The sequence below is a fragment of the Spirosoma gilvum genome (assembly GCF_054776815.1).
Genome location: NZ_BAAHBH010000015.1, coordinates 48948 through 73776, shown reverse-complemented (window position 1 = coordinate 73776; position 24829 = coordinate 48948). Strand labels below are relative to the sequence as shown.

At 46.5% G+C, this 24829-nt stretch carries 11 protein-coding genes and 2 pseudogenes; 8 read left to right on the top strand and 5 right to left on the bottom strand.

Annotated elements, in window-relative coordinates; genetic code table 11:
• The first annotated feature begins 900 nt into the window (after nucleotides 1-900).
• On the top strand, nucleotides 901-1662 hold the full coding sequence (locus tag ACYVFD_RS30570) for a methyltransferase domain-containing protein (protein ID WP_461094411.1): 762 nt from the start codon (nucleotides 901-903) through the stop codon (nucleotides 1660-1662).
• Nucleotides 1663-1956: 294 nt separating this feature from the next.
• Here ACYVFD_RS30570 and ACYVFD_RS30565 read toward each other — a convergent pair.
• Nucleotides 1957-3022: pseudogene (locus tag ACYVFD_RS30565) on the bottom strand (IS701 family transposase).
• A 132-nt stretch (nucleotides 3023-3154) separates the two neighbouring features.
• On the opposite strand from ACYVFD_RS30565, the gene ACYVFD_RS30560 reads away from it, so the two are divergent.
• The 3 genes from ACYVFD_RS30560 to ACYVFD_RS30550 all read left to right on the top strand — a co-directional run bounded on the left by ACYVFD_RS30560 (nucleotide 3155) and on the right by ACYVFD_RS30550 (nucleotide 10275).
• Complete coding sequence (locus ACYVFD_RS30560) at nucleotides 3155-6478, top strand: CotH kinase family protein (protein ID WP_461094410.1); 3324 nt, start codon at nucleotides 3155-3157, stop codon at nucleotides 6476-6478.
• 814 nt (nucleotides 6479-7292) lie between these two features.
• On the top strand, nucleotides 7293-7961 hold the full coding sequence (locus tag ACYVFD_RS30555; RefSeq protein WP_461094409.1) for a hypothetical protein: 669 nt from the start codon (nucleotides 7293-7295) through the stop codon (nucleotides 7959-7961).
• Between the two features lie 940 nt (nucleotides 7962-8901).
• Nucleotides 8902-10275: a cellulase family glycosylhydrolase gene (locus tag ACYVFD_RS30550; protein ID WP_461094408.1), complete on the top strand. Its 1374-nt coding sequence runs from the start codon at nucleotides 8902-8904 to the stop codon at nucleotides 10273-10275.
• Between the two features lie 606 nt (nucleotides 10276-10881).
• On the opposite strand, the gene ACYVFD_RS30545 is transcribed toward ACYVFD_RS30550, so the two are convergent.
• The 4 genes and pseudogenes from ACYVFD_RS30545 to ACYVFD_RS30530 form a co-directional block, all read right to left on the bottom strand.
• Nucleotides 10882-12228 (bottom strand): T9SS type A sorting domain-containing protein, encoded by a 1347-nt coding sequence (locus ACYVFD_RS30545; RefSeq protein ID WP_461094532.1) that lies wholly within the window; start codon nucleotides 12226-12228, stop codon nucleotides 10882-10884.
• 105 nt (nucleotides 12229-12333) lie between these two features.
• Nucleotides 12334-13095, bottom strand: a pseudogene (locus ACYVFD_RS30540) (FG-GAP repeat domain-containing protein); the annotation flags it as partial.
• Between the two features lie 1194 nt (nucleotides 13096-14289).
• Complete coding sequence (locus ACYVFD_RS30535; protein WP_461094407.1) at nucleotides 14290-14709, bottom strand: hypothetical protein; 420 nt, start codon at nucleotides 14707-14709, stop codon at nucleotides 14290-14292.
• Between the two features lie 66 nt (nucleotides 14710-14775).
• The gene (locus tag ACYVFD_RS30530; RefSeq protein WP_461094406.1) at nucleotides 14776-15318 is read right to left on the bottom strand and encodes a hypothetical protein; all 543 of its coding nucleotides are present in this window, start codon (nucleotides 15316-15318) and stop codon (nucleotides 14776-14778) included.
• A 1259-nt stretch (nucleotides 15319-16577) separates the two neighbouring features.
• Here ACYVFD_RS30530 and ACYVFD_RS30525 point away from each other — a divergent pair.
• The 4 genes from ACYVFD_RS30525 to ACYVFD_RS30510 all read left to right on the top strand — a co-directional run bounded on the left by ACYVFD_RS30525 (nucleotide 16578) and on the right by ACYVFD_RS30510 (nucleotide 24529).
• On the top strand, nucleotides 16578-17528 hold the full coding sequence (locus tag ACYVFD_RS30525; protein ID WP_461094405.1) for a ParA family protein: 951 nt from the start codon (nucleotides 16578-16580) through the stop codon (nucleotides 17526-17528).
• Nucleotides 17529-17533: 5 nt separating this feature from the next.
• Nucleotides 17534-18439, top strand: a complete 906-nt coding sequence (locus ACYVFD_RS30520; protein ID WP_461094404.1) for a hypothetical protein — start codon at nucleotides 17534-17536, stop codon at nucleotides 18437-18439.
• A gap of 1422 nt (nucleotides 18440-19861) precedes the next feature.
• Nucleotides 19862-22987, top strand: a complete 3126-nt coding sequence (locus ACYVFD_RS30515) for a SusC/RagA family TonB-linked outer membrane protein (protein WP_461094403.1) — start codon at nucleotides 19862-19864, stop codon at nucleotides 22985-22987.
• Nucleotides 22988-23050: 63 nt separating this feature from the next.
• Nucleotides 23051-24529, top strand: coding sequence for a RagB/SusD family nutrient uptake outer membrane protein (locus ACYVFD_RS30510; RefSeq protein ID WP_461094402.1), 1479 nt, complete (start codon nucleotides 23051-23053; stop codon nucleotides 24527-24529).
• The last annotated feature ends 300 nt before the right edge of the window (nucleotides 24530-24829 follow it).

The following is a 24829-nucleotide window of genomic DNA, read 5'->3' as shown; positions in this document are numbered from 1 at the left end:
GTTTGGTTCGAGTGCATAGGCGAGAAATGGCATATTCTTAATCATAGCTCCTTCTACAATTACCGTGTGAATTGGTTTGGAAACAGCATACTAACTTGGCTAATGGCTTGACTGAAGCGTTGACGAAGGCTCTTATTGTAAGTGGCTTCCTAAGTTTGAGTCTGACACGGGCTTTACCTCTGGCGCGGAATCGTTAAGGTATTTCAGGATTATAATCAGCGAGAAATGGTAGTAATAATAAGCTATATTCTGATTATTAACAAGAAGATGGCAGCCCCGACGGCAGGTCGTTTATCGAGCCTATGTGGTAGTCAAGCGGGGAAAAAATATTCGGACCGCCGATGCGGCCAAAAATTATAGGCCAGCCCAAACTTAATCCATATAAATCGGTCCGATTCATTTTAAAGTCGGCGTTATAGTTTCGCCGAATATTGGATTTACTGGTTTGTTGCATGGTCTTGCGTAGTTAGGCAAGTCCAGAGTGCCGATTAATTAGAAAACATCCTGTCTTGTAGTTTGGCGACGACAAAGTTCAGGAGGGTTTTGCTTTTTTTAAGTCAGTCACAGAATTCGGTATGACTTAGTGGTTTTTGCGCATAAAATCTTTATTTACAAGCCTTGATATTCAAGGCTGTTGAAAACTCAGAAAAACAAGCTCGCCATGTCCTGTTTTTATGTTTTATCCCCTTTCTAACCTTTCGGTATCAGGGTTAGCCATACGTACTGTTCGGGATGGCGGACGCCTGAAAAAGACCTTGGTGTTTTGGGCAACGCCCCGAGTACAGTTACCACGTCGCAGATTGCGCGGATAATAAGAAAACTACGTGAAAAACTTGCTCTAAAATTAAATTGCAGATGTAAATGGAATACCAATAAAACATAACGATAAATAGCTCATTTATGTCCAATCAGTTAAGGTTGAATCTTGCTGATACATATCAACCTACTCTCGACTCTGAGAGGAGTGCTTATTTAAGATTTCATCAAAATCGCTTTAAGTATTTAATTAAAGAAGTGAATAGGTTGGCTCTTATTTGTAAGCACGTCAGTCAATCTATTAGAATATTAGATATTGGGCCCCATTTCCAAACTACACTAATTCGAGAAACATTGGGACCTAGTGCTATTATTAATTCATTGGGATGGGAAATTGGAGATCCAATCGTCCCACAAGGAGTTGTCAATCAACATTATACTTTTGACTTAAATGATAGTCCTTATCCTGATCGATGGATTGACGCTCCGCAACATGATATTATTGTTATGGCTGAAGTTTTCGAACATCTACACACGGCTCCTGAATACTTTTTGGGTTACCTACGGACGTTACTCAAACCCTGTGGGTACTTGCTGATTGGTACCCCTAATGCTGTCTCGCTTAGCCGTCGAGCTCATATAGTAATAGGAAATAACCCATATGAAAAAATTAGGATAACTATTAACAATCCAGGGCACTTTCGTGAGTATACTATTAAAGAGTTGGAGGAATACGCGTTATTAACTGGGTTTACAGTTGAGAGTTCAACGTTCTCCGATTTCTATCCAGCTTCTGCTTTATCTAGTATTATAAAACGTTGTGTACCAACGATGCGCGACTGTATTCATATAGTATTAAAAAAAACGACCGCCCCTGATGCTCCTACACCACTTACCTTCTGGTAGATAAGCAGGATAAATTATATGGCTTCATGTGGAAGTGAACAAAAAGGGGCGAGCCCGCAACGGCGGACCGTGACACTACGGTGAAAATTGGAAGAAACAATTTTGGATGTATTTGCAAAAAATAAAAAAATCGTCTCAACTAGCGTAGAAGTATCTTAGTTAACGGTTAGTCAGAGAAGACATATGAACGGATTATAGACTCTACTTGGGTTTCTAGATTTTGTCTTTAGCAGGCTGGTCTAAGCCTAGAAATACAAGTTTTAATAAAATATATTATCTAGTTCATAACTGATGTTACGCCAATCCCATGTCTAGTTGTTGGCTAAGTTGATTTTTGAAGACGGCCAATTCAGAAAAAAAGCCCCTAGCATAGCTTTCAGATATAACAGGCCTTTCAAGGCAAAATGATTAATATGTTGGCTGCAACTGCTCTACCTGACATAAGCGCATATTCTGGCAAACAACGGGGCCGCCTGCGCGGTGACTAGCCTCAGAATGGTGGGTACGCATGGGTAATTTTTCCAGCGACGTATTCTGTTTAAGCGATTTATGGGACTCCGCCCAGCGGTCTGGCTCAATGCTCTACCGTTTTTGGTAGCCGGTCCGCCGGAGCGGTTGTCAGGACTTGGCCGCCGGGCGGTTGTCGGTAAGTCATTGTCACATTAGTGGTGAGCAACAAGAGTTTACCGACTGACCCCTTGTATGGGAGAACCGGTCTGCTGTTGCGGTCGCCACAGATCGCTACAGGTGCTTGTACAGAGCGAATGTAGCCCATCTGAACAATGCCTGGCTGAAGTGTTTAACTGCTGATTTTGACAAATTCACCCATTGATCGGTTGTGCTTGGAATGGGCTACCGTTCCAGCGGCCCGGTTCCGGATTGGATTTGATGGCTCCTAACTAGTGGTGCTTTTGCCCTAAAACCAAATTGATAGTGTCGGCATTGGTATACCACGAGTCGGCCAAAATTTAGCGAAAGGGGACCGCGTTTTGGTGAGCATGCCTGACCATATCCTAAAACATAGGGTGCGCCCGTGCGGACGCTCCGAACGCTAGACAACTTTACGGGTTTTTATCTACTGATAACTGGCTCAAAACCCAAAGACCAGTGCCTCCTACATATTGCCCATTGAGATGGGCATTGTGGTTGGTTAGTAGGCCATTTTCATCGCTGTGAGGTTTTGGGCAATACGGTCATCAGTCAACAAAAGCCCATTCGATTCTTGAATTTGGCGGATTAGGGGTTTGACGTGTAGCCATAGGGTTCCGTTAGTGCCATCTAGTAGGTTGAGTAAACCAGTGACCGCATCATGCCCACCGGCTCCGTCAGTCAGCCGGGAGAGACCCGTAGTGGTAGTCAGGCCAAAGCTACTGAGTAAGTAGTCGGTATAGAGGGTAAGCGTTGTTTACATACTCAAATTTAAACTAACCACCCAACTGGTGGCGTACCATTAGTTACTAACTAATCAATGGAAAAGCAAATTTATCCCGCCATGAAAAAGGAAAATTTAAAGATCATTCTGTTACTTACCTATTTATTTCTAGTAGGTCTGACCAGTCAGGCACAGCAACTATATATTAATGAATTGATGGCTTCGAACGCCCGCACAATTACCGATGGTTCGGGCGCTTATGAAGACTGGTTTGAAATCTACAATCCGAATGCTACACCCGTTGATATTGCCGGGTATTACGTCTCTGATAATACCACGCTGACAAAATATCGCTTGCCAACGGGTTCATCACAGACCATAATTCCTGCCAATGGGTTTATCGTGTTATGGGCCAGTGATATGCCAATCCGGGGAACATTGCATGTAGGCTTTAAGCTTTCGGCCGACGGAGAGATGCTTAGCCTGGTACAGCCTGATGGAATTACGCTAGTTGACCAGGTAACATTTGGCCCTCAACGCACGGATGTTTCCTGGGGGCGACAACCCAATGGTTCGGCAAACTGGCTCTACTTTCAGCGAACCAACTCGGTCAACAATACGAGCCCTGGGGCTAGCAACAATGCCAAAACGGGTTATGCGTCTATTGTAAACCCACCGGTTTTCTCACAAGTAGGAGGATTCTACACAAGTGGATTTAGTCTGACAATTACAGCACCGGATGCCACAGCCACTATTTACTACACATTGGATGGTTCAGAACCTGACCCTACAAGCCCCGGTCCAACTACCTTTCAATATAAAAATAATTATCCTGAGCTGGTCGGACAAGGCTTTGGGGGTTTGTTAACCGGGAGTTATCAGTCATTTACGTATTCAGCGCCACTAACAATTAGCGATCAAAGCAGTACTCCCAATAAAGTATCACTCAAATCATCTACTTTCAATTCATCACCCTATTATGCACCCACTTCGCCGGTCTTCAAGGGGACAGTAGTACGGGCTGTGGCCTATAAGCCCAATGCGATGATGAGTGATATTGTCACAGAAACCTATATAATTGCCCCTACTAGCCGGTTTGGAAACTTGCCCGTTGTGTCAATCGCGACAAATGAGAAATCGCTATTCGATTACAATTCCGGGATCTATACGGCCGGGGCAACATTCGATGGGTGGCGAACAGGAAACCCTACCGCTGAAACGATCTTCTGCTCGCCTGGAAATTTTACGTTAAAAGGAGATGCCTGGGAACGATCGGCAAATGCTCAGTTCTTCGTTAATGGGAGTTCAATTCTAAATCAACGAGTAGATATATCAATTAACGGTGGCTGTTCACGATCGGTACCTCGAAAAGCAGTACGATTGTATGGCGATGATGATTTCAACTACGCGTTTTTCCCTAATCGTCCAATCAACCAGTATTATAACCGGTTATTGCTCCGAAACGGTGGAAACGACTGGGACTTTACCACGCTTATTGATGGTCTGATGCAAACGATGGTGCAGCATCTGCCATTTGAGACCCAGTCGAATCGTCCGAGTATTGTGTTGATGAATGGTGAATACTGGGGTGTTCATAACCTGATGGAGCGGTATGACAGATACTATGTGAACCGGAATTATAATGTCGATACCGATAGTGTCGATGTCATCAAGTTCGATTATGGAGCTTACCTGGCCGACGATGGAGACCTGGTGAAGTTTTATGCCATGAAAGATTATTTTGTGGGAACGCCAACCATCGACTATGCCCAGGTAGCTACCATGATGGATGTCGAGAGTTTTTCGGATTACCAGATCACTGAAATTTATTCGGGCAATTTCGACTGGCCCTACAATAATCAACAGCTTTGGCGTAAACGTACTAGTCAATATATCGCTAATGCCGCCAAAGGTCATGATGGCCGTTTCCGCTGGATGATGAACGATATGGACTGGACACTGGGTGCCGGAAATTCCTATACGTCAAACTCATTGGATCGGGCTACGTCAACGGCGGGTTATGATGCGTCGGTGACGGAGTATACACGTTTTTTACGTCGATTACTGGAAGTTAGCAGCTACAAATCGTACTTTATCAATCGGTTTGCCGACTTGCTCAATACCACGTTTAGCCCATCCCGGGCTGTTGCCCTGCTCGATACCTTTCAGCAGGCTTACCAACCTTATATGGCTGAGCATTTCAATCGCTGGAAGACGGGTAATTCCGTTACCAAATGGCTCACCAATCTGAACACAGTTCGTACCTTCCTGCAACAGCGCCCGGCCTCTGTACGTGATCATATACGTGGTCGATTTGGATTGAGTGCCAATCGGAACGTTACACTTGCTGTATCAGATGCTAGCCAGGGGTATATAAAAATAAATTCAATCGACATTCTATCGACTACTCCCGGCGTAGCCACTAATCCTTATCCCTGGACAGGTGTTTATTTTCAGGGCAATTCGGTTCGGGTGGTTGCCAAACCACTATTCGGTTATCGTTTCATTGCCTGGCAGGAAAATGGGGCAACCATTTCAACTGATACCGCATACACATTCAATCCTACTGTCAATCGGACACTGACTGCCCTATTCGACATCGACAATACGGTAAATGGAAAGCCCGCAGCATTTACCCTCAGTAGTTGTGAATATCGGTTTGACAGTTTACTGTCGACAATGCCTGCAGGAACCTACCCACCGAATATGTACTTCGTAAGCATGAATCGGGCTGATCCTCCACTATCGGCCACGTATGCTGTGGCCGATACGGTGAAAGGAGCCTACAATCTGATTAGTGCTACTCGAATCAATGGGTTGGGTACGGATGGGCTGGCTTTTATCAATACGGGTAGTTCTCCGTCTGGTTATATCTCTACGGCTTTGGGCGGGGTTGTGCTAGCACTTCGTACAACTGACCTGACAGAAGCGTCTGTACAATGGACAGGAGGAACGGTTACGCCCAATCCTCGCCAATACAACATACGGCTTCGGTATCGAATCGGAAGCTCGGGGCCGTTTACAGACCTTTTGGATGCATCCAATAATCCAGTGGAATATGTTCGGAACACAACAGCGGGCCATAGCCAGGTAATAGGGCCTGTTTCATTACCGGCTTCTCTGCTTAATAAGCCTTACATCCAGCTACTATGGCAATACTATTATACGGGTGTAGGTAGCTCAGGTGCCCGCGACCAACTGCGGATCGATGATATTATTATCCGCCGGGGTGGGTGTCAGAGTGCCGCATCGGGGAGCTGGCATACGGCCAGTACCTGGACCTGTGGCCGAGTGCCTACGATATGTGATGCTGTAGTGATTAAAGATGGGCATACCGTAACCGTTACGGCCAATAGCGCAACCGCCCGGAGCATAAGCTTTGAACCGACAGGACAGCTTCATTATCTGAATAGCAGCGCGTCGGTTTTTCTTAAAAACCCATAGTAGGTGGTGGAGAGAAGATAGTAGAGACTATTTATGGCGCTTTCGGGATTGGATAGTAAAAAATAATTTTCTTGTTTACTTAATTAATAACTGGAGGGTGGGCATTAAACAAAAGCGGTTTTAAAGGCATCCATGCGGCCTATAGCGGTACCATGATCGTTAGGTAATGTCCGGACAGCTGATGCCTATTGGGAGCGTAAACATCCCATCTTGATTCAGCAGCAACAAATTCAGTTGTCAATGCTTAAACGGCTCACCGCTGTGCAGGGCGGGTGGTGTGCCACTATGACTGTGCCGTCATATTTTTTAAGTGTTTACCAAGTACTAAAAAGCATCTCCTTTCTTTTTCCGCTCCGGCGTCGCAGTGGCGCACCACCCTGGGCGCATCTGTCCACTTTCGGTAGATCATACACACTTTTAAGATATAGGTTGAGAATGTAGTTGGAAAGCCTGGTTGCGCTGCGACTCGGCTTTTTTGTGATCCAAAGTGGGTAAGCGGGCGTACGAGACATTGTCATAAAGCTAGTGAAAAAAGGTTCTTACGCCCGATCCCCTAAAGCTGACCGGACGTTTTATGAGCAGAGAAATTAGGACCCAAACCGCTCTGGCCGGAGAAACTAACGCCTAAATTAATCACCATTCAGTTGCCCAATTACCCCCTTTAATCTAAAAGTCTAACCCCTGACTCTCTTCGCTAAGGCAATGATGGGCTTAGGCGCATGTTTTAGTCAGGATTTACCTCAAAGGCCCACTTGTACCTAGCGAAGCCTCATAAAGCGGCTGCGTCATATATTCAAACCCAAACTCTGTACTCATGACCTGTGCCGATAATTACTTCATTAACCCATTTTGTTTTTCAATGCCGGGTTTAAGGAAATCAGGTGTTGGCAGCCTGATTCATAAAAAGCTTAGTTTCCTTCCCCTGGTGTTGGTTAGCAGCTTGCTGAAAGGGGTTCCACTAGTAGATGACCCACAAGAGACGATCGATGTGTGGGGGCATGCAACGGATGAAGATCTTAGGGTCCTGTTGGGCATAGCGCTGGCTGGTGGCTTGATTGGTTTTCTGTTAATGAAAATACGCCCCCTACGTAAACGGGTAGGGTGGGCGCTAGGGATCACAGGCTTGCTAGCAGGGGGTGTGTTGGCGAGCGTTCCCACACTGGAACGGTATGGCATATTTGAGGCCTATAACTATTTAACGGCTAAGTGGAACATTAGCCAAGGTAAAGCCAAGTTGTTGGTTGCAGGAACTATTAACATTAATAAAACCGAACAGCGGAAGAGGGATATACTGAAAGAAGCCTTTCGACGCCTTAGCGTGCACTATGGATTTGAGCCGGTTTGGGTAGGCTACATATCGACTTCAGGCATGGATCGCTATAATGAGGTTATGCAAGCTTACTTAGCCATACGAAATGGACCGAATTGGCAGCAACGCTGGCAAAAGCAAGTAGATTCTATCTTGAAATTTAGTGAAGAATAAAACGGTTGGCCTTCGTATGAACATCGAACGACTCAACAAAGCCATGAAAGGTCTGCGGAAAGGTTAAAAAAGATGCCATCTTGGTGGAAGAATTCAATACTAGTCCCCGGGCGATCAAGAAGCAGCTGTACATCACCCCAAAAGAACTCAAGTCCGAAACAAAAGCTGTATATCGTCAACTGATAGTGGACAGATGCGGCCGGGGTGGTGCGCTACTGCGATGCCCTATTGGATGCCTACCTAATGAATTAAACCTTTTGTCGTACGTAGCTAGTATTCTTCAAGGTTGGGCTTCTACACCTACAGATCGTTTGTCAATCATGTCTGCCAAGCCAATAAGATCTTCATCAGCCAGGCCCATCGCATACCAACAAGTATTAACCTATCGGTCTAAAGGCTGATTTAGTACAATAATAAACTGGCCATACTATCCAATGAGTGCGAAAAATTAACCTTTCAATAGGTTCACTGATCGATTAAGTCAATTTTATAGGATTCCCTATAAACTATATCTAACTGCTACGCTTTGAATAGTGGTTACCCGAATTAGGTTGCATGCCTGTGTATAACCTACCAAGCCGTCATTTCTATGTTCCGACGTAAGATGAGAGTGTGCTAATTCTTAAGGTAGCCATGGAAAAGAAATGATTTTGGAACAGCTAAACCATCTTACCAAGGGAGACAAACCAGCCAATCAATAGCCCCATCAACGGTCTAACTAGCCTACTTTATGAAACGTTATAACGTAAATCCAACCGGCCTTCTAGTATTGTTTTTATGCTTATTAAGTGCACAAGCATGCGTTACGGAGGTTCCTACCGGGGAGCCTTGGGTCATTACTTCCTCCGCGAACGCTCGTATTGAAGCTAAAAACGCCGACCCAGGTTATGTTTTGACAAATAGCAAGGCAACCTTAAAGCGGATAAGTAGTCTAAAATTGATGAATTATTACCCCTCTACGTCGGCCTGGCAACGCATGTGGACCGAGTTTAATGCCTTCCAGATAGACCAGGATTTTGCGACCATCCAGCAACTTGGGGCTACCAGCGTTCGGGTTATCATTCAAGTTAATGCGTTTGGCTGGCCGACCCCTTCTGCCAGCATGCAAGCGAGGCTGGCCCAAACTATTCAGCTAGCGGCTAATCATAACTTACAAGTTCAACTGACTCTATTTGATTTTTTTGGATTGTATACCCGTTTATCTGAAAGCGCTACGTGGGCTAAGACTGTATTGCAACCCTATAAGAATGATTCCCGAATTGCTTTTGTCGAACTACAAAATGAACTGAATCCCAGCAATGTCGAGGCCATTAAGTGGATGCAGTATATGATCCCCGTCTTGCGGGACTATGTTGGCTCGCTTCCTGTAACCGTTTCAGTGACCAATTGCAAGCATATGGCTACCAATCAGAGTCTGGACGTCTCTGAGTCCTTAGCCCTGTTAATTCCAGCCTTAGGAGCTACCCCCGTTGATTTTTATGATGTCCATTATTACGGCGGGGCGGGGCCAGCGGCTTATACACTGAACCGGGTTAAGCAAATCGCTGGTTCAGCACCGGTATTTGTTGGTGAGACCGGCTTGAGTTCATGGGATGGTATACAATCCAGCAGTTTGATTCAAGAGATGCGGCAAGATATGGGCCTACGCACCATAGCCCTAGCCGCAAAATCGCTCGGTTTTGGCTTTCCTGGGATTTGGATCTTACAGGACTTTCCGTCGGGGCAAGTGTCAGTAGGCCAGCCCTTAGGAAGTTATTCCGCCGAAAATTTTTACGGCTTAATACGGGTTGATGGTTCCTGGAAACCCGCTGCTTTTAGCCAGCAACAGATATTTCAACAAAATTTTATTGATGCGGGCCTGAATGAGGATTTTTCAGCTCATCAAGGCTTTTTACCGATTAACTGGTTTGCTAGTGGAGAAACGAATTGCGAGTTGACTTGGGATGGCAGCACAGGGCGAACGGGGGCGGGCTCCGTGAAGTTGAGTCATTGTAAAACGGGGTACGTGGGCTATTATAACACCTTACCCATTACCAACCTGACAGCAGAAAAGCGGCTAGTCACCGTTAGCGGTTGGGCCAAAACACGGTCTGCAACTGGTTTAAGCCGAATTAGTATTGATTGGTTTTCAAAAGACCGCCTTTATTTGTCCAGTACGACGTCAGCTTCCCTAGCGGGCACAACCGATTGGCGCTTATTGAGTACCAGCGGTTTAGCACCAGCCCATGCCGCTTATTGTCAAATTTCACTTAAATCTGAAGGGAATACGGGTATTGTTTGGTTTGATGACATAACCTTACGTGTCGAATCCTAATGCATATTGACCGGCCAATAAGGAGCGTTAACGTTTCCCCGGTTTAGCCTTTTTTGAGTTTTATGACGTTTAGGATGCGTCATAAACGAGGTAAGGGTGAGTTGTTAGGCTAAAATACAGACGTATGGCTATACTTATTTCATATATTTTAACCTAAAAGTGAAGATGGTAAGCGGCCATTTTTGGAGTTACTCTGTATTGTATTCGTGGAGAACCTAGGCAATTGTTTTAAACGGATTCCCTACTTGTACTAGCAAAAGAAGAATATCTAGTCTGGTCAGTCATGTAAGCGTACGCCCCTCGGTGGTAGATTGTGAGTAGTTGGCGTTTTTGCAAGAAGGAACTGACGATCCAGTCGCCCCGCCAATGGGTGTTGACCAACTCTACTTGATCAGGCTGGTAGCCTAACTATCTGTGTTACTGCTAGATTACTGTCCTTGAGAAGCGAAAAGGATTACGACGAAGATGGTTCCATTGAAGGGTAAAGTGAAGCCAGTCTATCCTGACATCGCTTTACCCTACGGTGGCACCACTCTCTTTAATACCTACCGAGTTATCTTTAAAACTTGGGGATGATGCATGGTAGCCACGGCGGCCCACTACTACCTATCGGATTACCTTCAGCGTCTTGCTCTGCTGAGAAGTCAAACTGTTGACCCGCAGCAGATAGACCCCTGACGGATGCTGACTCAGGTCCCAGGCCAGACTTTCCTCTTCCCCAGCCTGCTCGATGCCCTGCTGGTGAACATCCCGACCCATGGGGTTGACTAAACGCACCTGTAAGGCTTGCCCCTGCACGCCCCGAATGCGAATAAACAAGGTTTGCTGGGTGGGGTTGGGGCCCACCTCCACCTGCAAGCCTGGTCCGGGTTCGCCTACTGCTCCTGCAGCTAATCGGCCGGCAGCGGGGCGGGCTTCACAGCGGGTAACGGTGATGCTGAACTTGGCCGCCGGACCCGGGCAGCCGTTGGACCAGGGCGTCACCCGTAGCGAAGCCGTTACAGGAACATTGTAAGGGTTGTTGGCCACAAAGCCGGGTAGGTTGCCCACTCCGGCGGTGTCCAAGCCGATCAGGGGGGTGTCGTTGGTCCAACGGTAGGTGGTGCCTCCTACGGAGCTGCCCGAGAAAACGATGGGCCGTAGCAACGTGCCGTCACAGACGCTGAGGCTGGTTGGGGTGGCTACCTGAGGTAAGGGGTTGACCGTGATACTAAAGGTGCGGGGCGGGCTTTGGCAGCCGTAGCTGTTGGTGGAAGTGGTCACTGTAAACAAAGCCACAATGGGACTGGTGGCGTTATTAAGGGCTGTAAAGGCTGGGATGTCACCGGTGCCACTGGCGGGCAGGCCAATTCGGGGGTTGGAGTTGGTCCAGGATAGGGTCGTACCTGCCAGGTTGGTGCCGCTGAAGGTAATAGGCTGGCTTAGACTGCCTTGGCAGAGGCTTTGACTTAAGGGTTGGTTGACTAGGGGAGATGGCCGTACTTGCAGATAAGTAGTTTCATAGCCTTGACAAATGTCTGTGGAAGCAACCAGAGAGAAAGTTGTAACACCAGAGGTTTGACCTATGAAAGAAGGAATATTTCCAGTGCCACTAATAGGCAGACCTATCTGGGGATTATAGTTTCTCCATGTAAGGGTAGCACCGGGAGTGTTGCTACTGAACGATATGGGCTGGCTTACAGCACCTTGACATATAGATTGGTTTTCTCCACTTATTATTTTAACGATTGGGGTAGTGCCAACTTTAATTTGAATACTTTTTACCAAGGCGCAATCTACGTAATAAGGAAGAAATGACAGGCGAACAAAATAGGTGGTCGTAGTTGCAGGAGAAACTGTGGTTTGCGCCAATGGATTCGTACCGGCATTGGCATCAGTAAGAGTTTGATGAAATGTGATTTTAGCGTGCGAAGGGTAAACCTCACTTATTAGAGTGTTTAAATCTATTTCCATCTGATAAGGCCGACAAAGCGAAGCATCAGTGACTGTAACAGAAGGCGAGCGGCCATTGATGAACACAGAATAGTTTTTTGTGTAAAAATTTGAAACGGCGGCATCTATAGTATTATCAGCATTGAAATCTGCTAAAGCAATTGAAACAGGACCTCGAGAAGAACCTAGACTATAATAAGTTGGAGATTGAAATGTACCATCTCCATTTCCCTTTAAGGTACTAACGTTATAATCATTTGCCGTAAATAAATCTAATTTTCCGTCCGAATCAAGGTCCGCAGCTACAATGTGATAAGGCTTCGTATTAACGGTAAAGTTGGTTGGTCCTTGAAATAAACCGTTTCCAGTATTTAATAGAATTGATACTTTATCCGTGTTTGCACCCGCAGCTGCAAGATCACGCTTACCATCGTTATTAAAGTCACCTACAGCAATCCATGGAGAACTATGACCTATTCTATACATATTAGGTATTAATGTACCTGAGTTTGTACTTAACATAACACAGATTGCATCGGATGATTCATTGCTTCCAATGGCCAGATCAGGTTTGTTATCACCATTAAATTCTCCTACAGTGATATTCGCTGGTGAAAAGTTTAGGTTGTAGATTGTGGAGTCTGGAAAACTACCAGTACCCCTTCCGTAACGAATGGTAAGACTATTTCCCGTCTGAAGGATTAAATCTAGTTTGCCGTCGACGTTCATATCTGACAATGCAACACTACCTACGTAACTTGGATAACTAGTTGTAGAAAATTGAGTAAATCTACCGTCTCCATTTCCCAACAAGATTGAGTAACCTTGATAGGCATTAGCCGTTGCTACATCAATTTTCCCATCGTTATTCACATCCCCCAACTCCATTGCGACGGGGGAAGCCCCCCAATAGATGAAGAGACTCCAGGGCGAAATGTTGCGTCTCCATTCCCAAATTCTACGGAAATTCTACCGTTTTGGGTGGCTGCAACCAAGTCCTTTTTTTGATCCCTATTTACATCGAATGACCGGACAGTTAAGGCTCCTGTCCCGTCAGTCCACCTCGGATAAGTAGCCGGGGGTAAAAATTGTTTACACTGGCCCCAAGAGTTGTTTAGCAAACCCATCCACAGACTGACCAAAAGGATTAAGTTTAACTGTATTGGCCTTACCTTAAAAAGGTTGTAGAAATGATTCATAAAAATTAAAGGTTGACTGTAAAATATTTTGGGCTTAAAATTCAAAAACTTACGTATAACCCTTTTTAAATAAGTAACCAGAAGGTAATGAATCCGTATTGACCAGTAAAAAATTGGAACACAAACCCCCCTTGTATCTTATCATAAGTTTAGATATAAGCTCATGAAGCGAAATAGATTTAGTGGGTGGTACCATTTGGCGGGAAACTTTACTAATAAAATTTTTAATGAGAAACAGTTTGATTATATTGATTTTCAAAAGTAATCGAGGAACGGTAGCCTATCGATGAGAGCAGCCTAGTGATGTTATACTACTCATGCTCCGATTTCTATGACCTGAGCAAGGGGTGAGACATCAATGATGAAGGCGGGACAAGCGTATCCGGCACACGGTATCGTTGAACAATTCGATCATGCTCTTCTCAAACTCTACACAACCAAAGAATTGGAATTGTCGTAGTTCAGGTTCATACCTTAACGAGCGGCAACATGGATTCCAGGTTATGGTCGGGTGGTTTTCTTGACTAGAGTGGATAAGGGATTTTCTAGACTAAACTTGACGAAGTCTCCCTCTTGACCGACCCGGATGCTTCGATTAATTCGTTTACCTTACCAACTGGCCAGCTCTGAAGCAGTAGTAGATATAGATAGTTCACTGGAGTGGGGATACCTGTTTTCAGAAAGTTGGGGCACCTTTCTGAAAACATTGCAAAAAGTTTAGGGATCGTCTTTTAGAGGAATCCCCCACCGATTGAGTCGTTTCGCGTAACCTCAGCCCAGCAACTCCTCAGGGAAACAAGTCTAAGAAATTAGTCAGGAAGCTACGACTCGGACAAAAAACTTGTAAGCCAAGGGTTATTTGTTAATAAGTTTAGGCCTTTGTCTACCCTAACTCATACCAAAGGATATAGCCAATAGCAAACTGGGGATCTTTATCAAGAGAAAGGTAAATTACCGAGCAGGTCGACTGGAGAGGGCTTTGGGCGTAGTAACCAATCGTCGAGCGGGCCCCAAACTGCCAAGCTCGGAGTCCTCCCGCTTTGTCAACTTTAGAAAATAATCCCGATAGCTCGGCTGACATCGGATGGCGTGTCACTGGGTCTGGCCAAGGGGAGTTGGCCCAAAACGCTGCCAATTCTGACTTGGGCACCCGAATGATTAACGACATGTAGTCATCAAGGCCTGCTTCAAACTGATAACCTACCACTTCAGGAGCGGGTTTTGTGCTAATTCCCACTAAGGCTAAGGCTTGGGAAGCGGTGGCGGGTTCCTGTTTGGAGTGAACTTGAACGCAAGCTGTCACAAAAAGTAACCCGCCTAACCAATTCAGTTTGGTTATGAATCGCCGCCAGTGAAACTCTACCATTTGTTAGCCGTTGATCAAACCCACTAACACTAGGACTAAGCCTGCCAACAGGCCAAGGTAGCCTATCACAGGAATCCCAACGATCCACAGAAGCAAACCGACTCCTCCAATGATTAGGCCAAGCCGAACCATTCGTGAAAGTGATTTCTTGCGATGGGGCCGGCGTACCTCCGAGCTGGTTGAGGAGGAAGTCAATACTGAAGCAGCTTGAAGTTGGGTTGATGAAGCCAACGGAGGCCGGGTTTGGGTCGAAGCAGGAGACCGTCTGTACCGGTTAACGAACGGCGTCTTCGACACCTCCGCCGGTGTATAAGACCGCGAAGCCAGGGCAGGACTAGACTGGTCAATGGGGTCTTGGGGTAGTTCATCAGCCGGGGCGGATGGGGTATTTTGGAGAGCAGTAGTTTCAGCCAGGGAGAAACGGTTTAAAGATTGAGCAACGTTGTCCCGTTGGCTGGGTTGAAAATAAGCCTGGGGACGTTGGCAGTTCATCAGTAGCCAACTTGAAGTCAGGGCCATCAGGCCGTAATAGGTAGCGTGTTTCATAATGTTGATTAATGGTTTTCTAAAAGAAAGCGGCCAAGATCGGTCTGTGTTTGATGTAAGTTACTGAATCGTAAAAGGGATTGATTGGAGAGGGGATTTTAGCGTTGAAGCGGACAGGGGAAGGGGCAAGCTGCTAGCAGGAACCAATGGTTTAAGCGAGAAAATTTCGCTAAAAGGCAAAACCTAAATCCTAGGGAAAGAAAGGCTAGCGTTACCAAGCCCGTGAGAAATCAAAACTTTCCCCTGGTGACCAATTGTGGGTTTAGCTTGTTGCCTACCTTAGGACCAGTTAGCGCAGTAGGAAGTGACTGAAACGGACTCTTCAGTGGTCGTCAAACCAGCACTCACAAAGTTCGCGGCCAAAGCAGTCCTCCCAGCAAAAAGACTAGGGTTTTAGATACAAAGTCATAGTCGGGTAACTTATCACGACTTTGCCTTCCACCAACAAATCGGTTCCCAAGCGCCAGTTGATGGTGGAAGGCCATCTCCTGTAAGCAGACATGAACGTGGTTTATACTAAGTAAATGTAACCTAAAGGTTTGATTAGTAAGTTCTCCGGTAGACAACTCGTTGCTTTCTGTAATGTCAATCCAAATTCACTGCCTCCCCCACTCGCAGTCAACTGACCACTCGGATGGGCTATAACCGAAAAGGGGGCTTTTCGATTTGTTTTTAAAACGGTAGCGCTAGCACCGTTCAGGGATGAATCGCCCCATAGGGTGGTTCAGTACTACCTCCATGTAGAGCGGACCACTAGCATACTTAGACAGGAGAATGGCCTAGTAAGCCTGTTTTGATTGATGATCTACAACCCTCTTTTATCTACCAAGAAATGGTGCCAAATTGGCACCATTTCTTGGTAGATAAAAGAGGGGAATGTACCTGTTTTACAAGCTAATATGTCTAGGTTAATTAACTGTGAAGTTGGTCAATCTTAACAGCGATCTGCATAATCTGCTACGCTATCTCTTTAGAACAATAGTCTGATTTGGTTCTTAGCAAATATTGACTTCGTTTGGAATACCCGCTGGTCAACCAGATTAAGATAAAGACGGAAAAGAATCTGATACGCTTCGGCCAGTTTCCCGGACAACTTCCTTGGGCAATATAATGCGCCGGCTATGCTACAGGCTTAAAATGGATCTTAGTCAAGGTACCCACTACTGCGAATTTAATGATCAGTTGGTCTATTTCTATACCTTTTTTTGGTTAGAAAGCTTTATTTGGTATAAATTTAGGGCGGAACTAGTTGAACGTATATGATTACTCATGAAGAAGTTATCAAATTCCTGAGAAAACGAACTACCCTATCTAAAACAGGATTAAATAAGGAAGCAGCCTTACCAACGGGGACCTTAACCAAAGCCATGAGTGGCCAGCGGCTTTTGAATGAAGACCACCTAAAGGCACTCGAGCCCGTCTTACGTCAATATGGCCTTGATGAATTTTTGGCCCGACGAGCCGTAGTTTTAGCCGTGGTCAATCATAAAGGTGGGGTGGGTAAAACGACTACAACCATTAATCTGGGGCGTGGGTTAGCCAAGCGTGGGCGATCTGTCTTGTTAATTGATATGGATTCGCAGGGAAATCTTTCTCAGAGTTTAGGCGTACACAATCCAGAACGTCAGCTCTTTCATGCACTGATTCAACAGGAGCCCTTACCCATTAAACCGATTAAGGAAAATTATCACCTGATTCCCAGTGATCTTGAATTAGCCCGGGCTGAAGCTGAGTTAGTCAAAACCCCAAGTGGGGTGCTGCGCTTTCGGAATGCGCTGGCTGCTCAACTTACTCAATATGATTATATTCTGATCGACTGCCCACCTTCTTTGAATATTTTTACCTACTCCGCGCTGGTCGCTTCCACCTTAGCGTTGATTGTCTTAGAACCTGAATCCTCAGCGGTGAAGGGCATGTACAACCTGCTCGAATTAATTCAGGATATTAAAGAATCTTTCAACGCCCGGCTCAGCATAGCGGGTATTGTTATGGCCCGCGTTAGTAAACTGGTCCTACACCGAGAACTAATGAGCCGGGTTAGAGCCGACTTGGCTGGACACCCTATTTTCTCGACCGAAATCCGCCAAAATGTAGCCTTAGCTGAATCGCAATACGCCGGTCAGGATATATTCGACTACCAACCTGATTCGAATGGTGCTACCGATTACCAATCACTCGCTGACGAATTTCTAGCCAAGTATTCCGCTTAATCACCATGAAAAAATTTCTAACGGTAACCGGTGAGAAGCCTGTATTACACCGGAATACGGCTAATCTCATGCAGAGCATGCTTGACGAAGTTAAGGCAACCATTACCATTCTAGACGAATTGCAGGCCCTCATTCCTCCCCTACAAACCACTGAATATGAACAATTGAGTCGCAATATACGCAACGAGGGCTGTCGGGAACCGCTACTGATTTGGCAAACCTCCAAAGGAGTCGTGGAAGGAACCTCGGAGGATACGCCGATCAATGTACTGATTGATGGCCATAATCGGTACCAAATCTGTCAGCAGAACAGCCTTGATTTTAAGGTAAGCTTACGGGAATTCCCGGGCCTGCAAGCCGTGAGGGAATTTATGATTGACAACCAGTTAGGCCGCCGTAATCTTACTCCTGAACAGTTGGCTTACCTACGTGGCTTAAAATACCGCAATGAACGTCAAGCCACCGGGCGTCCAACACTGGCCGATAGCGACGCCAGTGAGTCTAGTGAGAAGGGGCAAAGAACCCGGGAGAAGCTGGCGAAGGAATTTAATGTATCGCCTCGTACCATTATCCGGGACAAAGAATTTTCGGAGGGTATCGATCGGCTTGACCCGGAGCTTAAACAAAATGTATTAAAAGGGAGCACCAAATTGCCCAAGGAAGTTGTCCGGGTAATCGGACGAACGGTCCCACCAGGTTCTGCTCCGTTATCCTTGGCTCAGGTAAAGCAGGTTAGGACCAGACAACCGTCTACCCCATCTGGTTCAAGTAAATACTTTACGTTAAAATCAAACGTAGAGCAGATTATTCGGATTGCCAGTGAATTGGATCCGGATCGAACCGACTTCCCGGCTAGATGCCATGAGCTTATTACGATGATCAATCAGGTACAGGCGTTATATACCTCCTAAAAATGGTGCCAATTTGGCACCATTTTTAGGAGGTATATAACGCCTGTACCTGATTGATGACTAATGGTCCCTTGGATTATTCCCATAGCATACAGTTGATCAGTACGAACCAAGGTAGTTATTTCTGACGTAGCGCCAGATTTGGCAGTTCTATCGGCCAACCAGCCTATAAGGTGTAGTTTTTCAAAGTAGTCCACCTTTTTCTGAGTCAGAGGAAGCCAATAAAGCACTACCTGGGTTGCCATCGTTTATCTGCTTTGGCCCTGGGGGCTGGTTAGTAGAAAGGGTGAGGACGAGCTGGGTTAGCTTCAGGTGAATGGCCCGCCATCCAAAGCTAGCGAATGTAACGAATTCCTAAATTGGCGATAAGCACGTACCTGCACAGGGAACAAATCAGGCCTGTATTGCACATAGCCATCAGATTGTCGTTGGCAAGTAAGTTGATGAGCGGGTCAAATTATCCGCTGTGAGTGCACAAAATCAAACCTTTTACCCGCCTAGCTACATTGAGCGCACAAGCGCCTGCCTAACCTGACTCAAAAAGATGGTGTTAAGAAATCCTTAGACCTAGCTCTATTTTCATAGGAGCCTGACTTAAGCATCTGGTACAGCCTGGTTCAGAACCAACTAAGTTTAAGCCGCCGGGGCCAGCATCCCCAATCATTCGACCTCGACTAAGCGCTCTACTACACTGGGCTGCATCGCCAACTCCCTAGCTAGGAAGCCCCTAACTTTCTTAAGGCCACCAACCCGGAGGAAAATCAGCAACGCTGCTGGTTTCATTCACCTCTCGTGACTTTCTCCAATCAACAGGTTATTCCTATCAACCAACAGCAGGGGCCTCCTCTTCGAATTAGACCACGCCCTTCGCTCTTAGGCCGGCCATTCTGTCAACAAAAGCGACGGTTGAATCAGAAAATTAGGAGATTGAGTAAAAAAAAAAAAATTCCTGTTGGCAAAGGTTGCACCATTGCCAACAATTTGTTGACCCAAGTTTCAGCAGCTGACCCTACATGAAGCGCGTACGAATCTACTGCATTCGCCTTTTGGGCTGTTGGTTAGCGGTCGGCCTGTCCAGGCGCTTAAGTGATGACCGGTTGTCGACCCGCATCTGGCTGCACGCCCCGCTCAGTGGGAATAAGCTCCACCTGTGGGTGCCTAACTCTGAAAGTGAAGCCTAAGCACGGGTCAACTTGATGCGGGCGATCTGCCCACTTTTTAAGCCAACCCGGCTTAGCCTTTACAGAGCAAACGGCTGAATAATAGTATAGCCAACAACAAGACGATCTCGTTGAGTGGGAAACTAAGTCGGTGAAGGTGCCTGATTATCAAGTCAATCCTAGGGTTAAATGGGTTTCAGGGACTTGATCAACCATTTAAAATTTACACTTCATGTTCTTTTTTATTTTTTCTAGTACACGTATGCTAAACCATTCCTACGCGATTTACCAGTCTAGTGGAAACGTAGTCCAAGGTAAGACAACCCAATCCCGAACAGGTAGGCAAAATGCGCTAATGTGCTTCCTACCACTACTGGCCATGCTACTGCTGTTAAACAGTTCAACTGCCTGGGCCCAGGACCGTACGGTTACCGGTATCGTGACGGATGCGGCTGGGTCGGCGATACCGGGCGTGAGTGTACAGCTAAAAGGTACCCAGCGAGGAACCAACACGGATGCAGAAGGGAAGTTTTCCTTGGCCGATGTGCCTACCAATGCCACGCTGATATTTAGTTTTATTGGCTATAGCTCGCAGGAGGTCACCGTTGGGAACCGCTCCAGACTAGATATTAAACTCACCGACGATACCAAAGCGCTTGATGAAGTCGTAGTCGTTGGGTACGGTACGGCTAAGCGGAAAGACCTCACTGGCTCGGTCGCCCAGGTAAGCGCAAAAGATTTTAATGCGGGGGTAAACCCTAACCCGCTGCAGGCGATTCAAGGAAAAGTAGCTGGCTTAGTGATCACGCAGCCATCAGGTGATCCAAACCAGACGCCGACGGTGCGGTTACGAGGGTACACCTCCTTAGCTGGTGGATCTGACCCATTGTACGTAGTTGACGGTATGATTGGCGTTCCAATCCAGACCATTGCGCCACAGGACATCGAATCAATGGACGTCTTGAAAGACGCCTCAGCCGCTGCTATTTATGGTTCACGGGCGGCGAATGGCGTCATCCAGGTGACCACTAAGCGCGGTAAAGCGGGTAAAACCACGGTGTCCTTTAACAACTATATTGGCGTATCAACCATTTCGAATACGCTCGACTTGCTGGATGGTCCCGGCTATCGGGACGCAGTTACTAAGATCAAGGGAGCAGCAGCACTTAATGACGCGCAGCGATTTCCAGCCGGTAATTACAATACTGACTGGATGAAAGAGATAACCCGGAACGCGGCCATCAACAACCATGACCTAGCCATTTCAGGGGGATCCCAGTCGTTTAGCTACCGGGGCTCGCTGAGCTATATCAATCAGAACGGTATCGTGAAAAATACGGGACTTGATCGGCTGACCGGCCGAATTAATCTCGATCAAAAAGCGCTCGACAACCGGTTAAGTATTCAGTATAACCTGTCTTATTCAGAGACCAACCGGAAGTACTCGAATGATCTGATTGTTTACCGGGCCTTAACATTTTTGCCAACCTTGCCGGTGCGTAATGCCAATGGGGACTATGCCGAAGTTGGAGGGGCCTTTGACTTATTCAATCCGGTGGCCATGATTGAAGGAGCGATTAATACCGGGGTTCAGAAATATACCCAGGGAGGCATCAACTTGCGCTATGAAGTGTTGGATGGCTTGACCATCGGCGTCAATGGACAGATTCAACGGGATAACACGGTCAATAACTTATTTACGAATCCATCCATTAAAGCGTATTCGGCAAATAACGGTCGCGCAAGCCGCAACTACATTGAATCAGACAATAAATTAGTGGAGGTGACCACCAATTACAGGAAAGAGGTTGGTACCCAAAGTAACTTCGCGTTATTAGCCGGCTATTCCTTCCAGCAATTTGATAATGACGGATTCGGGGCGGCTAACTCGGGCTTCGTCACCAGCGATATCAACTTTAGTAACCTGGGCCTTGGGGCGGGTACGTTGGTCTTGCCCGGTAATAACTACGCTACCTCGTACCGCAACCAGTCAAAGCTGATTTCATTCTTTGGCCGGGCTACCTTAAATATGAACGATCGGTATAATCTGACGGCGACAATGCGCAGGGATGGGAGTTCAAAATTCGGGGCTAACAACAAGTGGGGCCTTTTCCCATCGATCGGTGCCGGCTGGACAGTTTCCAACGAATCGTTCTTCCCTAAGGGTAATGGGCTTACTCTCTTAAAGCTTCGCCTTGGCTGGGGACAAACGGGTAACCAGGAAGGTATTGCCGCCTATAACTCGATCCAGTTATATGGGCAAAATGGCACCTACTACGATGGGTCGTTGGGCGACTTCTTACCTGGCTACGGTATCACTCAGAATGCGAATCCCAATCTGAAGTGGGAAGTCTTAACGACAACAAACGTCGGTTTAGACGTTCAGGTACTGGGTGGCCGCTTTTCGGGGACGGTTGAGTACTATACTAAGCTCACTAAAGACATGTTGTACCCCTATTCTGTTCCCGCAGATGGGGTAACCTACTTCACGAATGTAATCCTGGCTAACGTAGGATCCATGCGCAACAGTGGGGTTGAGTTATCGTTCGGTGGGGACGTGATCCAAAAAGCAAACTTCAACTGGAATGCGCGGCTGGTAACGGCTTATAACAAAAACGAGATCGTTAGCCTGTCGAATGATCAGTTTAGTAATGGTCAAGTTCGGTTTAACCCCTTCGGTGGCCGCGGCCTGTCCGATGTATTTGCCTCTTATCTGGTACCAGGTCAGCCACTGGGTGAGTTTAACAACGTTCCCACCTTCGCTGGCTACAATGCAAATGGATTAGTGTTACTTAAGCCAGGTACCGGCGATACCCCGGTAACGGACTATAAAAACTCGGACGCGGCCGTTGCTATTGCCAATGGTACCTATATCAAACAGGGTAACCCGCAGCCCTTCCTGACGGGTTCATTTATCAATACCCTTCGTTACAAAAATGTCGACTTGAACTTCCAGCTTCGGGGCGTGTTTGGCAACAAGATTCTAAACAATACCCGGTCTAACTTGCTGATTCCAGGTTCCATCCTAGAAACCAACATGCTGAAAGGGGTTACTGATTTTCCCCCCAACTACGGGGTGAACGTACTGTCGACAAATTACCTGGAGAGCGGTTCATTTGTACGCTTTGATAACTGGCAGATCGGTTACAACATCCCCCTGGCTGCCAGTAAATATTTCACCAATGCCCGGGTCTACGTCGGGGGCAACAACCTGTTTGTGATCACTAGCTACAAAGGCGTAGACCCCGAATTACAGGTAAGAGGCGATTTGCAAACCGATAACGGACGGATTGCGCAAGCCCCTAATAACCTCGGGCTGGACTACAACAACATTGGTATTTATCCCAAGACGCGTACGTTCCAGGCGGGTTTGAATTTGACCTTCTAATGGATAGTCGTTAGTTGGTCATACTCATCGGCAAAGTACAGAAACTCATTAACTGAAGATTTTATGAAAAAAGTACCTATAAAATTATTTCTGGTTTGTTCAGCCTTGGTGATAGCAGGCCAAGCCTGTACCGATCTTACTGAAACAACCTATGACGTTATTCCGACCAGTGGTACTTTCGGAAGCACACCTGGGCAGGCCGCTGCCCTGATTGGCCCCATTTATACTGGTTTAGGCGAATACTGGGGTAACAAAGTGAACCTGAATGCGACTACTGACGAGATGATTGTTCCAACGCGCGGGGGGGACTGGAAAGACGGTGACAACTGGTTGCGTTTGTACACCCATACCTGGAGCCCGGTTACGGATAACGGACAGTTTAATGGTCCCTGGAACTGGTGTTATAACAATATTACCTCGATCAACCAGCAACTTGGAACCATTAAAGATGAGGCGACTAAAGCGGAATTGCGGGCGTTACGGGCATTTTTTCATTACGAAGCTATGGATATGTTTGGCAATGTCATCATTGCCGATCAGGTGAGTAGTGGAATACCAAAGCAAAGTACACGGTCCGACGTGTTCAACTTTATTGAGAAAGAACTACTAGCCGTTCGCCCGAATTTAAGTAGTACGGTTGGTGGGGCTTACTACGGACGGATGAACAAGTACGTGGCCGATATGATCCTGGCCAAAATGTACTTGAACGCCCAGGTTTATACGGGAAGCCCTCGCTGGCAGGACGCCATTACGCGTTGTGATACGCTTATCAACTCAGGTAAATTTAGATTGACCAATGATTTCTTCAGCAACTTTAGTGTTCAGAATCAAGGTTCGCCGGAGATCATCCTGGCGACCCCATTCGATAAGTCGAAGCGCGGTGGATTCCACCCACAGATGCAGACGCTACACTACCTCAACCAACTGACCTATAACCTTGGGGCGGCTCCTTGGAATGGTTTTGCCGCCGTTACGGAATTCTATAATTCGTTTGATGATAAGGATGTTCGGAAAAAGATGTGGCTTGTTGGGCAGCAGTACAAAGCTGACGGGACCCCCTTACAAGATGATGCGTTGCCCATGGTCATCACCCCGGAAATCAAATCGTTTGTACTGGCGGCTGGTGCTGAGGGCCGCCTGCAAGGGGCTCGTTATCAGAAATATGAAATCCAGAAGAATAACAGCTTTACCGAGCAGGATAACGACTTCCTTATTTTCCGGTTGGGTGACGTTTATCTGATGCGGGGGGAGGCTAGGTTTCGGTTAGGTAATTTAGCTGGTGCTTTAGCCGATATAAACGTTATTCGAGCCCGGGCTGGTATGCCAAACTTCGCAACCCTGACCGCTGAAGATATTCTGGCGGAGCGCGGCCGTGAGCTGGCTGGGGAATTACACCGTCGTCAGGATCAGATACGATTTGGTACCTTCGGCAGCCCTAAGCGGTTTAAAGGGCAAGACCTAGACAAACACTATTATGTATACCCAATCCCAAACGATCAGCTTTCATTGAATCCCAACCTTAAGCAAAACCCTGGTTACTAAAAAGGCCTCTTTATCAACATTAAAACAGTCCCGGAGTACACGATCTAGATTCCTGTTTGAGTACCTCTGCCCTGTGGTCAGCTTATCAGGGACCAAGACGGTCTTCTGCCTTTTAAAGATCATCTTGGTCCCTGATGCTGACCGCGACTATATCGCTGAAAAACACAAACATACTGTGGATACGCTCCGGCAGGTTTTTCAAGAAGGTAGCCAATTCACCTGGATTCAACAAAAATTCAATAGTGAGTATCCTACTGACTTATCCGTTGGGCAGATTATGCGTGATTTGTTTTTTAGCTA

Excerpts from the sequence above, each read along its gene's own strand:
- ACYVFD_RS30570 (WP_461094411.1), top strand. The coding sequence starts at position 901 with ATGTCCAATCAGTTAAGGTTGAATCTTGCTGATACATATCAACCTACT.
- ACYVFD_RS30560 (WP_461094410.1), top strand. The coding sequence starts at position 3,155 with ATGAAAAAGGAAAATTTAAAGATCATTCTGTTACTTACCTATTTATTT.
- ACYVFD_RS30555 (WP_461094409.1), top strand. The coding sequence starts at position 7,293 with ATGACCTGTGCCGATAATTACTTCATTAACCCATTTTGTTTTTCAATG.
- ACYVFD_RS30550 (WP_461094408.1), top strand. The coding sequence starts at position 8,902 with ATGAATTATTACCCCTCTACGTCGGCCTGGCAACGCATGTGGACCGAG.
- ACYVFD_RS30545 (WP_461094532.1), bottom strand. The coding sequence starts at position 12,228 with ATGGAAATAGATTTAAACACTCTAATAAGTGAGGTTTACCCTTCGCAC.
- ACYVFD_RS30530 (WP_461094406.1), bottom strand. The coding sequence starts at position 15,318 with ATGAAACACGCTACCTATTACGGCCTGATGGCCCTGACTTCAAGTTGG.
- ACYVFD_RS30525 (WP_461094405.1), top strand. The coding sequence starts at position 16,578 with ATGATTACTCATGAAGAAGTTATCAAATTCCTGAGAAAACGAACTACC.
- ACYVFD_RS30520 (WP_461094404.1), top strand. The coding sequence starts at position 17,534 with ATGAAAAAATTTCTAACGGTAACCGGTGAGAAGCCTGTATTACACCGG.
- ACYVFD_RS30515 (WP_461094403.1), top strand. The coding sequence starts at position 19,862 with ATGCTAAACCATTCCTACGCGATTTACCAGTCTAGTGGAAACGTAGTC.
- ACYVFD_RS30510 (WP_461094402.1), top strand. The coding sequence starts at position 23,051 with ATGAAAAAAGTACCTATAAAATTATTTCTGGTTTGTTCAGCCTTGGTG.